Here is a 12,365-nt window from a genome sequence, read left to right as displayed (position 1 = left end):
TACTTAATACAGGTGAAACGATACAGTGTTAAATACGATACAATACAGATATTATGAAAATACTAATGTTAGCAAATACTGAGTCGACCTACACGAAGCAGTTTTTGGCTCAAATGAGCAGTTCATTGTCTAATGCTTCTTTTGAAGTGATTACTCCTACAGCTGTTTCACTGGAATTCAGTGCTGTAACGCAGCATACCTTTGAAGATTCTAGAAGTATTGTGTCAAAAATACCAAAGGTAAGAGGATTTCGCAGATTAGAGAGGATCAGGCAGTTCATCTCCAAGTCCGATAACTACGACATATGTCAGATTCACGTTGTTAATCCGCAGTATTGGTATTTGCGAGACGTGTTGCAAAAGAAGTGTAGAAATGTTGTTTCATCAATTTGGGGAAGTGATTTCTACAGGGTCTCACGTTTTTCTCGACAACGACAGGAAATGCTCTACAGGATTTCTAGTGCAATTACCTTCACAAACAGAAATACTCTAGAGGAGTTTGACCGATACTTTCACAAGAGATATTCAGAGAAACTCAAAGTGTTTCGATTCGGTCTAGCACCTCTTTCCGAACTTAAGAACTTGCGCCTCACAAAGGAAAAATGTAGAAGATCTCTAGGTATTCCAGACGACTCATTCCTGGTTACCATTGGATATAATGCTAATCCCGGCCAGCAACACCTGCGTATTCTCAAGAGCATAAATGATTATGGTAGCAGGCTACCAGGGAATCTCTATCTTTTACTCCCCTTAACATATGGCGGCCCACAGAATTACAGGAGCTCATTGAAGAGCTGGCTGGAAGATTCAGGTCTTAGATACAAGGTCTTTTCTGAGTTCATGCAGGATAGAGAAATCGCTATGATCCGAAAGGCATCTGATGTATTCATCAATGTACAGGTCTCCGATCAGTTCTCCGGTTCTATGCAGGAGCATCTCTTCGCCGAAAATGTTGTGATTACTGGCGATTGGTTGCCTTACAAAACTCTTGATGAAAGAGGTGTATTCATGCATAAGATCTCATCAGTCGATGATATTGGAGAAGCACTTGTACATGTTGCGAATAATCTTGATTCGCTAAGAAAACGGTGCCTGGAAAACCCTAGCATCATCTGGGAACTTTCAAGTTGGGAGAAAAACATTCAGCCTTGGGTTGATTTGTATGAGAAGTTCTTGGATAGTCAGCTTTGACTACGTTGTCTTCTATAAGAATTCAAAACTTGATTCAACTTAATAAAGGGTAAGATCGTCGACCTTTCCGATAGTGAAGAGCAAAATCCTTGTTTAATGCAATTCCGACTTTCATCCAGTTCCAACATGAATGCTTAGTTGAGGGCTCGGACGCCAATATATTAGAGATTTGAAGCTGTCTGTTTCTTCGTCAGAACTTACCCTTTTATGATCAGGAGAGAACATCGCTGAATATTTCCCCGGCAGGTTCTTTTGAAACAGTCTTTCAATCTCAGAGTGCACCATCTAAAAACCTCATTCGTATTTCTCAAATTGCTTTCCCCGACTTAGTGTGTTATCGAAGTCAATCTCACCAATTATGGATCTACTATGAGATACTTGAAGTGTCAATAGCTTCACAGCTCAGAAGGTGCCTAATACCTTGATGAGATAAATAAGTACTGGTCAGGGCAATTCTCACAAAATTCAACCGTTCAGTGATAATTGATATTAATCTGAATAGTTTGATGTTAGCAGTGTCCCGAAGTTTCTTAGACCTTTTCGTTGGCAAAGAGTGTGATTTCAGATGAGAAGAGCATTTGTTATGTTATTGAGTTGTTTGGTCATGAGATGTGTTTACTTTCAGTCATTCAATCTCTTAGGCTTTGTGAAGATCTTGAAGTTCATGTGATTTCTTCAGATCATGTGATGACAAATGTAATGAATAGCTCTTTTTTCCCAAAAGATATTGCATGGCATGATATCGGGACTGAAGAACCAACAACCAATAGACCGTTGAAAAATGCAGGCAATTTTAGAAGGCTTCTTTATGATGTTCTAACAGCAATTTCCAGTCTTTCAGAGCGAAACGATCTTGTGCTAATGAACACACCGGAATGTGACTTTTGTCATCTACTTCTTAGGAAGCTTGTGAAACCGTTGAATGCAAGTGGTCTCAAGGTTTTTATCGGGATACACAATTCGTTCTTGTTTATGTCTGGTTTTGCAGCTGAACTTGAGAAAGATCTAGGAAGGTACTACAGTTTGCCTCTGGAGAAGAGATTTGGGAAGAAACACCTTCCTCGGTTTCTTTCTGCTGTTATGGCAGAAATAGTGCTTCTTTACAGAATAACAAATCTCAGAACCATTGCATCATCTGTATCTGGGTATTATGTGTTTGGCGAGCAAGTGATAACGCCGAACAACTCGAAAAGAAGACTTGAGTTCTCTGCAAAGCCCGTTGACTTTGAGGTTGTGAAATTACGCAGAAAAAGGATTAATGAAATTGAACGCAGAGACGAAAAGCTAATTTTTACAGTCACAGGAAGAGTTGATCTGCACAGAAGAGATTACATTTCTGTTCTTAAGTCTTTTGAACAGATTGATGCCAGTAAATTCCAGTTAGTCTTTCTCGGGGAGTTCGCCGATGAGAAAGTGCGGGAGCTTGTAAGCAACTCTTCTATAAGAAGTTCCATTACCACTTTTGATAGGCGCGTTTCAGAAGAGGAATTCGAACATTGGATAAGCAAAACAGACTTCATTATCGCACCTGTTTCAGAAATACCTCCTTATGGTAAGTTCAAGATATCTGGCAATCCCGGAGATGCCCTTTCGGCTGGAATCCCTTTGATCATTCCGAAACGATACTATGAAGGCAACACACCTCCAGGAACGCTTTCTTACACTGATTCTGAATCCCTGAAAGAGAAGATCGAAGAATTGACCAAAAAATCGGGCTTTCTCTGCATCCATTTCTAATGAGGCGCTAGACAGAACACTCAGTATTGCCGATGGTTTAGAGAGGACTGCCTCTGTGTGCAATATACTAAGTGATGCATAATCTAGAATGTCTTATTTCTAATCAGTTTTATGCTCAGAGATCGAGTTAAGCTGCTCCGCAAAATTCGTGAAGTTTTCTTGAGCATTTACTTTACTTTTCCAAGCATTTCTGACCTCGATTCTGAAGTCAGTGCTCCTTGACTTCTTTGAAATGCTATTCAGGGCCTCAGAGACATCTTCAGCAGAACAATCGCCTGGAATCAGGACCCCAGTCTTATCAGTAACCAGCTCCGAAGTCCCTCCTACGTCTGTTGCAATTATTGGGATTCCAAAACTCATGGCCTCCATTATGGATACCGGGAGACCTTCGGATGAACTGGTGTTGATCAAAACATCAACTGGGTTATTCTCGAAATAGGAGAAAACCTGTTCATGATCTAAGCGCCCTAGAAGTTTGTAATGAATATTGCTTCTGCCATCCAGAATCCTCGCTTCATCTAATAATTGAGTAATTAACGGGCCAGAACCAATATGAGTCCAGCAGATCTTCTTTGAGGGATTTAAACGGGCAAACTTCTCGAGACCAGAGACTATAATATGGATGCGCTTGACTTACTAACCGAAGAACAGGAGATAATTTTTAAACAACCATCGGGTGTCTCGGAAAGATCATGGTCTCTTGTTCCCAATCTCGAAACCATGATCTTGTCTTTGAAGGTTGGAAATTCTTGACTTAAGTATTTCTTGCCGTCTTCAGATATGCAGAATATCTTTTCCATTTCGATCAAAATATATCTTCTATAAGGAAGATATCTTTCGCTGCAATACTGATAAAGATCAACTCTGTGCGCTCTGGAAACAGCTGTGAATTCTGGGAATTCATTTTTTGTCAACGATATTCCAAATGCTAGAGCATTCAACCAATAAGAGTACAAGATAGTTCTGCTCCTATCAACAATTAGATTTCGAATCCATTTATGAATGACGCCTGCAATTGCGCAGTAATTGATCACCTCGAAAACCTTGCTTGAAAAAAAGGAGCATAGTCTTTCTCCCTTTAACCTTAGATTTGATAACCCCAGCAAGCCTCTAGAGAGTCGCTTCTTTGAAAGTCTTGCTAAGGTTGTATAAGTGAGAAATCAACTTCTGTGTTCGAGGGAACAGATATCAAACTTCCTTCGCTAGACAAGGGGACAATTACTATATGAAAGAATTTCTGCAGTATTTCCACTTCCGCATGCACGAATTCTTCGCCGGGCGAAAACGGATAGTGGTTAGTGAACAAGATTAAGTGCTTCTCATGCTCAGTCATCTCCAAAGCACCTCTCATTCATTGAGGAACAATATCCATTCTCCGATTAAAGTGTTTCCTTATACAGCATCCGTTAGAATTACCAAGAATCATGAATCCGCTTTGTCAAATTTCCTCTGCTCAGCGCAATATCGATGTGTTTAGCCTTCCACTCTTTTACAGAGGATAGATAAGTCTGCTCAAAGAAAACTTTCAGGGCCAATTCCTGAGGCCAATAATTCTCTGCTCTAAAATCAAGCACACCATCTTCTGTGAGAAAATATGAGCCTGCTACATTGTTGATTTTTAGCTGAATAGGGCTTATTACTCCAATAAACGGAGAGATCTCAATGATCCAGTAATTGCCTTCTTCATCTCTCATCATGTCGACTCCTAGCATTGCTTTTCCAATCGCAGAATACGTTTTCAGAGCAATTTCAATAGCTTCGACTGGTAAGTCTTCTTTAATAACTATACCGCTCCCGGAAGCCCTAAAGTCGTTGCGCTTCGGCTGCCTGAAGTATCCTGTTATGACATTCCCGGCTACGTTTACTCTAATATCCATTCCATTTCCCTTAATGAAACGTTGGAAGTAGACATAGTTCTTCTGACGATAGTATGCATTGCTGCATTTCTTTCCATAGAAAGAGAATACCTTGCGAGAAAATCTGGAAAGCTGTCTGGAGTTAATAATTAGATCTACCTCCCTAGAACTTGCTCCGTGGAAGCGTTTTGAAACTAGCGGATAGGTAAGTTTTTTCTTCATTTGGTCAATTTCATAGTAATCGTTAGAAATAAAGGTATCTGCAACGGGAAGACCATTCATTCTCAATAAGTATGTAGACATCACCTTGTCATCACAGAGAAGAAGCGTTTCATAGTCTGGAAAGCACTTCTTGCCCAGTTTTTTCTCAAGAATATAGATCTTTCTCTTTATCTCATCTAATTCAGCGGGACCGCTGTTGGGTGACAAGATTATCAAGTCATAGCTCTTTGCCTTTTCAAGCCAGTCAGAACGATGATAGTCGAATATCTCAAAATCAAAATCTGTTGTTCTTCAAGAATCTTCTGGATTTCGTCCAGTGAGGATTCTCGTTAGTGTCCTGGGTCAGCCCGACAAAAGGCTTTGGAAAATCTTCTGGCCATTCAAACAGCGGCTTCTTCGCTTCTTCAATATCTACGTTATCCGTGGTATGTATTCTGATCTCAGGAACCCCAATGATTCTCCATCCAATGAAACGTCTTATCCTATTGATCATTTGCTACCTCAGTTCAAACAAGGAGTATGTACCTTTTCAAATTAATCATGTCTTCAATGTCAAGAACCCTCTGATACCCCGCAGGTTTCTTCTGCAAACCGGATGAAATTGTCCTTTTTGCTCTTGTCCCATACGAAATCATCGTGATAACGCTCCAGATTGATAAGGAATTCTTCATAGGAGTTCAGAGCATTACTTATCTCTGCAAAGTCTTTTTCGGGTTCTTGAATAAGATCTAGAACCAGTCCTGTCCCTGTTCTTTCAACTATTCTTCTCATTGAAGCAAATCTCTTCGCAACTATAAGAGGTGTGCCTGCTGCAAGCGAATCGTAAAATTTATGAGGAAGCGAATAAATGTCGTTCTTATAGTATAGGTCTGATCTGCTATGAAAAGCGATCAAAGTAAACAGAGCTCTTGATATCCTTTTCATCATCTGCTCATACTTCAAGAATGGAATGTTCTCATCAGCAGCTGACCATTTCATGCCAATAGAAATTATCCTGAACTCGTCCTTAAGCCTTTTTACAAGCTCTTCAGAGATAGAGACGTCTCTCTGAGTACCCCCCACAACTATGATCTCATCTTTCCTATGCTTCTTGAAGGCCACACTACCAAAATCGTTTGCGTAATTTGGAAGAATGAATCGTTTCGTGAACTGCTTAGTTCTTTGAAACATGTAATCGGATGCATCTTCTGACGCAAAGACGAGTCCGTCACAAAGAGCAAACTGTTTCCTAAGGATTTTCCACATGATTGGTTTGAAAAGTGAAGCTCTCTCAGGAAGTCGCTGTTCTGGCATGATCTCATGAAGATCATAGATTAACTTCTTCCCTCTTTTCTTGACTTCGCAGAATATCTTTAGTGGCATTGAAGCAGGCGAAAAATGAAAGTATGCCAAATCGTAATCCTTTTCGCGAACTAGCCTAAGGATTTCTCGATCAAAGTGCAGTCTCTTCACATATCTTCCAGGACCCTTCATAAAATCCCTGTTTAACGGGTAATACCTGACGTTGGTCCATTGTTCATCCTTGTCTCTTCCTTCTACATCTTCCCAGTACTGATAGTGAACGAATCCGCACTCTCGAAATACATCTACTGTTCTTGCAACCCTTTTATCATTCTTGGTGTGTCCATAACCTATCACCAATACTTTCATATTCTTCTCTCCGTTCTACTGCATCTGTTTACGACATTTCTTATCTTACCGCCTGTGGCTTCAATTTTGGTGACCTCACTTATCTTTATAGCTGCGTTGTCCCCCAGTAGTTTGGACAACATCTTGATAAAAGCCCCTGTTGGTTTCTCCTCTGTGATTGTCAGTTTAAACTCATATTCTCCCTTGTCAGTTTGAATTAGCTGGTAGTTCTGAAACGGTTTCAAAAGAGGTTTCAAATGCATACGAATTGTTACCGGCAACACAGGATTACCTTGTGCATCATATACAATGTCATCTATCCTTCCGATTACCTTTTTGATTACTAAAGGTAGGGTCCTGCCACAGCTACAAATGGCTTTCTCGCAAGGAACAACGAGGTCTTCAATTTTGTATCTTATAAACGGCATTGCATTGTTCCAAAGCGAAGTGCCAATAACAGAGTAAAAACCCTCTTCCCCACTACTCTCTAGCTCAGTAATCCCGTACTCAGTAGCCTCATGTAACCCATTGTGCTTTTCACATTCAAACGCTGCAACTACACATTCGCTAACACCATACGACTCGAAAACTTTGCACCCGAAAGCATTTTCGATCTTGTCCCTGGCTGTATCAATAAGAGTCTCAGCTGTTGTGAAGACAGCTTTTACCTTCAACTTTTCTCTTCTTCTCAACATCTCATCTGCCAGTATTTCGATTCCCGTTGGGTGCCCTTGGATGAAGACGGGCTCGAATTCCATCAGCTTTTCAATGTAGGAGGAAATGGTATTACTATTCAGATGATGAATCGACATCAAGAGCTGGTTCTCGCTCTTGTTGTATATCCAATAAGGAAGTCTCTCACCAATTACCCTAGCCCCCAGAGTCACCCTTTTTTCACCCAGATGAACTCCAGCCCAACCATAAAATCGCCAGAGCGCAGCGAAATTCAACCTATAAAGGCTTAGAGGCAGAAAGAATTCCAGTTTTGCCCCGGTTGTTCCGCTTGAGAAGTCTTTTATCGTTTTGATTCTTTTAATGTTATCGCTAGCAAATGATCGTGGATCACTTCTTATCATATCTTTGGTCATAACTGGGATCTCTTTCAGGATTTCTAGAGAAGTAACATCTGAGGGTCGAAGATCAATATCTCGAAACAGCTTTCTGAAGTGCGGAACATTTTCGTAGGAGTCTGTGATGACTTCTCGCAACCTTTCTATTTGGAAGATCATTAGTCTTTCTTGGTTCCAATACTGGCTATCTTCAAGAAACTCGAGGAGCTTTCCAAATTCCCCGCCAAATCGCCTTCTATGCAATCTCCTTGCATAGATATTGGCTAACAGCTCTCTTAATGCTACTGGAAGTCTTGAGTAAATGTTTACAATACTCATTATTCTCTCCCTCGCAAATGCACAAAGGTTTTTCTAACACCCCTTTTCAGAACATCTAACAAGAATCTTACGGTTGTTTTGAATCCTTCACTTCTAATCATCCACATTATTCTTGAAAGTTGATAATTCCAAACATGCAACTTACTGACTACTCTAATCCTAAGAGCCTCGGGGTTATTTGAAAGTAACTTACTGTATTTCTCGATCTTTCGATGCAGTTTTCTGATCTCTTTCTTATCTTCAACCAAGTTCACTGTCAAATCAGACGTCCTCTTTGTGAATAGAATTTCCGAAAACGATAAACCATTCTTAGAGATTTCAAAGATAGGAACAACTGAGGCCTTTCTTCCTGATACCGGAACGTCAAATATAAAATCGCCAAGCCCATAAAGAATCATCCCACCTTCTGCAGTACGCTCAAAGCCGCTTACAAAATGACTATGACTAATAATTACTAGATCCGCTCCCTTGACCACAAGCTTTCTAGCAGATTCAACTAGCTTCCTTGACGGAAATGGAGTAAACTCCTTACCTGCATGCAGCAGGACAACGTTCGCGACGATATTTTCACGCTCGTCAAGTTCGCTAAGAAGCGAAGAATTTAGAAGATCAGAAAGCTTAAGTATTGAGAAAGATGATACTGCAAATTCAGGATACAGAGAATCTTCTATGCAACCGATTAATGAAATATTTCCTGCAGTGGAAGCAATTATTCTTGGGTACCAAAGATCGTTCGAGTTAGAGTAAATCCCCGTGAATCCAACATTCAGCTTATTCAGTGTAGCTATTGTTTCCACTACACCTGTTTCACCGCAATCGAAAATGTGATTATTTGCAAGAGACATGCATTCAAAATGAGTAAGTAATTCAGCGTAGTCAGGAGGCATAAAGAAGTCACCAGCCTTCATATTTCCACTGCAAATAGGTGTCTCCAAATTTGCAATCAGATAATCAATGTTTGAGAACCTTCTCAGGAGATCCTCTGACAATACTGAATCAAGTACTCTTATCTTTTGAACCTTCAGGAAATCTCGCGCTAGCATAACATCTCCGCAAAACCCGATTGTTGACTTGGACTTCAAAACTAAAGCTCCCAGAAGGAAATAAGTGTCACGCCGTTTTCTAAGGCAGCTTCCTTGACTTTGGTAGATTTCATGATAGCAATTTCTTCTAGTCTTTCATCAACGTAAATTGCGTACTTTCTTAGCGTATCGTCAGGATAACCCGGATGACAGTAAATCTCGTTTGTTCCCTCGGGCAATCTTGCCATTATAGAGATCCAGGTTTCAAGATTGCTCTTCTTGCTTCTGTCAAGATAAGCAGGCGTAATCAACCTATCAGCGGCTTTGAATCCGCTTTTCTCTGCCATTTTAGTGTTCCTTCTCGCGTAAATATGTGTCGCGATCTGCTTTGGATGAGATATATAGTATTTCACCAGAGCCCCTGTGCGATTCTTGCTCTCCGACGAAAATAAATAGCGTCTGTGAGTTCGAATTGCTTTAATACCAAACTCCTTTGCAACGCTCATCCCACTCCTAAAGAAAGGTGGATAAAGATGCTTGTTCTGATGACCATCCCAGTGGGAGATTTCCACACCATAGCTTTTGAGAATTCTCGCTTGTGCTCTTAGTTCCTTAAGCATGTCTTCTTCAGCAATCTTTCCTTTCATTAGAAGTGAAGAAAAGCGGATACCGTGGAATTGGCCCTTTTCATCAACTAAAGAGGGAATTTCTTTGGGTTTGCAAACCGGCGAACCGACCGAGAGATTGAAATGGATTCCAATGCTTATAGGCCTAAACTCCCTTGCAAGTCTACCGACCTCTTCAATAGCAGGGAAATTGACAACGCAACTAGTGCTTGTTACTATTCCGTTTGTTAAACTCTCGAAGATCCCTTTGTTTATTCCAAATGTAAAACCAAACCCATCGGCATTGACAATCAACCGTTTCACCTAATTCCCTCCGAGAATCCTACTGTATGAATGAAGTAACTTTGGTTCTTCACTCATCTCCCAGTTTAGTCGCTCAAGAATCGTTTGTCGAGCTATTACGGAAATTCTACCCATTTGATCAGAGTCATCAAGGACATTGTTTATGGCGATTGCATAGTCTTCAGCGTTTTGACTTTCGACTAAGATAGAATCCTTTTGGTCAGTTAGCAGCAATGACAGTTCCGGAAGCGATGTACTTACAACCGCTAGACCGTAAGCCATGTATTCAAAGACTTTCATTGGGATTGAAACTTGGAATCTCTTTTCAAAAGGATGATAATTAAAACCTACTGAAGATAACTTGACTAGTTCCAAAGCCTTCATATGTTCCACTTTCTCCATCAATACAAGATGTCCCAGAATTGATTCATACTCGCTGCTCGACTCAACCCATTTAATTGTTTCGGCAGACAAACCGACAAAAACCCACGAAAAATCCTTTCTCAGCTGTGAAAGATGAAAAATGACGTCCAACATGAACTTCATTCTCTGTTGTGAAACAGTGCCCAGGTGAATGACATCATATTTCTTGCCAACATTGATCTCGCATTCGTCTTCTTCCAGACTATCTAGACGGAAGAGATTCTTGATTACGATCTTTCTCTTTGCCCCTCCATACTCCTCTGAGAGAGATTCAGTCGGAAAAACTAACATATCGAAAGCCTTCGAAGGAACTGTCTCAAGAACAAACTTCAGGATCGCTTTGTATGGTCGACCGGGCTTTCTTCCTTTTCTGGCTGGAATTACCTCTACATAATGTTCATGGACATCGTAAACCACTTTCTTTCGCAGCAACTTCATAAAAAGTGCAGCAAAAATGAAGTCTGGATCATGGAAATGATATATCGCTGCTTTTTCTCTTAAAGCCCTGCAAAAGGCTCTCCAAGGCATCACGATTCGAGAGATAAGCCCTCTCCTCGATCTTTTTATTGAAAGGACTCTCACCCCGCTTTTCTCAAAATCCCTTTCACCTGGTGCGATTAGTGCTACATCATAGCCATTTGCACTCAAACTCTGACACTCGTTGTAGAAGATTCTTGCGTCTAGTGCAGGGTGAACTGTAGTAATATGGCAGACTTTCATGATTTCACTGCCCTCAAAGAAAAGATAATCGCACACAAGGACCCGATTCCGTAAGATATATGAAGTATAGGAAAGGCTAGGATCATTAGAACTGAAACACTGAAGCTTTCTCGCTTAGTAAACGACTCAAACAACGTAAGTAAGAAATAGACACCCAGTATTATTAAGAGAAGCTTGCATACAATAGTCAAAAATACGCAGAAAACGATCCCAATCAAGAGTGTCAATACGAAAATTAAGGGTACTAAGTGCCTTATTGAAAACGGAAGATCTGCATATTTAGAACCTGCGATGATCCAGAAACCATTTCCAAAGTTGTTCTTCCAAAGCTCTTTGAAAGTCGATCGAGAATAATAGGTAAGCTCAATGTCAGGGAAAAGAATTATTCTACCTCCGGCGCGTTTTAACCTGAGGTTGAATTCAATATCTTGATTCCTAACAAGCTGCTCATTGAAATAGCCGATTCTGTCGAAAACCTCTCGTTTGTAGCAACCGAAGGGAACAGTATCTACTTCTGTGGGTTTGCTAACGCCCGTCCTGAATTTGGCTCCTCCCACCCCAAGTGGGCTGGAAAGAACCTTCGAAATCGCCATCCCAACGGACGATTTGACTCTGGGTACTGTTTTCATTACTCCACCCACATTATCTGCGCCAGTTTCTATAGCATGTTTGACACATTTCGAGATGTAGTCTGAGGGCATTTCGCTGTGTGCGCCGCTCAAGAATATGTATTCCCCTTTTGAAGCTTTCACTCCTAAGTTCATCGCAACGGGAGTTATCTTCTTTTCGTTGTCAATTAACAGTAGTCTGTTGTCTCGTATTGAGATTTCGTTGACGATATCTCTTGTCCCATCTTCACTCATTCCATCAACCACGATTACCTCTATGAGTTCTCCGGGGTAGTCGCAATCTAGAAGTGACTCAACGCATCTCTCGATGAACTTTTCTTCGTTTCTCGCGGGCACAATAACAGACACTGTTGGAAGCTTCAAACTCCTCACCACATCTCTTCTTCAAAAAAGCATTTCCCGATGCATTCTATCTGAAAGATTCTGTCCATAGATGTAATAGATATTATCCGAATCTAACCGGCGCTCCTTCTCTAGCAGACTTATATATTCCGAGAATGATTTCCACGGATTTTTTCCCTTCTTCTCCGTTGACAAAAGGTTCTCGATCTTCGATGATTGCCCTGGCGAAGTCTTCAAAGGCTGTTATATGACCAGAGCCATAAACCGTTTCCGGGTCTGGAAGATTCATGAAAGGGTGT

10 protein-coding genes and 1 pseudogene are annotated in these 12,365 nt (G+C 40.8%); 2 read left to right on the top strand and 9 right to left on the bottom strand.

Features of this window, described 5'->3' with window-relative positions; genetic code table 11:
* Positions 1-53: 53 nt before the first annotated feature.
* The gene (locus tag ENN47_01815) at positions 54-1,190 is read left to right on the top strand and encodes a hypothetical protein (protein HDP76923.1); all 1,137 of its coding nucleotides are present in this window, start codon (positions 54-56) and stop codon (positions 1,188-1,190) included.
* 687 nt (positions 1,191-1,877) lie between these two features.
* Complete coding sequence (locus ENN47_01810; GenBank protein ID HDP76922.1) at positions 1,878-2,927, top strand: hypothetical protein; 1,050 nt, start codon at positions 1,878-1,880, stop codon at positions 2,925-2,927.
* A gap of 99 nt (positions 2,928-3,026) precedes the next feature.
* On the opposite strand, the gene ENN47_01805 is transcribed toward ENN47_01810, so the two are convergent.
* The 9 genes and pseudogenes from ENN47_01805 to ENN47_01765 all read right to left on the bottom strand — a co-directional run.
* Complete coding sequence (locus tag ENN47_01805; GenBank protein HDP76921.1) at positions 3,027-3,551, bottom strand: glycosyltransferase; 525 nt, start codon at positions 3,549-3,551, stop codon at positions 3,027-3,029.
* A gap of 788 nt (positions 3,552-4,339) precedes the next feature.
* Positions 4,340-5,498, bottom strand: a pseudogene (locus ENN47_01800) (ATP-grasp domain-containing protein).
* Between the two features lie 59 nt (positions 5,499-5,557).
* The gene (locus ENN47_01795) at positions 5,558-6,655 is read right to left on the bottom strand and encodes a glycosyl transferase family 1 (GenBank protein HDP76920.1); all 1,098 of its coding nucleotides are present in this window, start codon (positions 6,653-6,655) and stop codon (positions 5,558-5,560) included.
* On the bottom strand, positions 6,652-7,722 hold the full coding sequence (locus ENN47_01790) for a phenylacetate--CoA ligase family protein (protein HDP76919.1): 1,071 nt from the start codon (positions 7,720-7,722) through the stop codon (positions 6,652-6,654). The genes ENN47_01795 and ENN47_01790 overlap by 4 nt, the downstream gene beginning before the upstream one ends.
* A 299-nt stretch (positions 7,723-8,021) precedes the next feature.
* Positions 8,022-9,104 (bottom strand): hypothetical protein, encoded by a 1,083-nt coding sequence (locus tag ENN47_01785; GenBank protein HDP76918.1) that lies wholly within the window; start codon positions 9,102-9,104, stop codon positions 8,022-8,024.
* A gap of 2 nt (positions 9,105-9,106) precedes the next feature.
* Positions 9,107-9,973, bottom strand: a complete 867-nt coding sequence (locus ENN47_01780; protein ID HDP76917.1) for a ChbG/HpnK family deacetylase — start codon at positions 9,971-9,973, stop codon at positions 9,107-9,109.
* Positions 9,974-11,095 (bottom strand): glycosyltransferase, encoded by a 1,122-nt coding sequence (locus ENN47_01775; GenBank protein HDP76916.1) that lies wholly within the window; start codon positions 11,093-11,095, stop codon positions 9,974-9,976.
* Entirely contained in the window at positions 11,092-12,099 is a 1,008-nt protein-coding gene (locus ENN47_01770; protein ID HDP76915.1) for a glycosyltransferase family 2 protein, read from the bottom strand. Before ENN47_01770 ends, ENN47_01775 begins: the two co-directional genes overlap by 4 nt.
* 70 nt (positions 12,100-12,169) lie before the next feature.
* Positions 12,170-12,365: gfo/Idh/MocA family oxidoreductase (locus tag ENN47_01765; GenBank protein ID HDP76914.1), on the bottom strand; the 196-nt coding region annotated here is incomplete at its 5' end.

Source organism: Mesotoga infera (assembly GCA_011045915.1).
Lineage (GTDB): Bacteria > Thermotogota > Thermotogae > Petrotogales > Kosmotogaceae > Mesotoga > Mesotoga infera_D.
Note: the sequence above shows the minus strand (reverse complement) of the source record. Positions and strands in the feature narration are given on the sequence as shown.

Bases quoted from the DNA above. Each gene is read 5' to 3' on its own strand.
- ENN47_01810 (HDP76922.1), top strand. From the start codon at position 1,878: ATGACAAATGTAATGAATAGCTCTTTTTTCCCAAAAGATATTGCATGG.
- ENN47_01795 (HDP76920.1), bottom strand. From the start codon at position 6,655: ATGAAAGTATTGGTGATAGGTTATGGACACACCAAGAATGATAAAAGG.
- ENN47_01790 (HDP76919.1), bottom strand. From the start codon at position 7,722: ATGACCAAAGATATGATAAGAAGTGATCCACGATCATTTGCTAGCGAT.
- ENN47_01775 (HDP76916.1), bottom strand. From the start codon at position 11,095: ATGAAAGTCTGCCATATTACTACAGTTCACCCTGCACTAGACGCAAGA.
- ENN47_01815 (HDP76923.1), top strand. From the start codon at position 54: ATGAAAATACTAATGTTAGCAAATACTGAGTCGACCTACACGAAGCAG.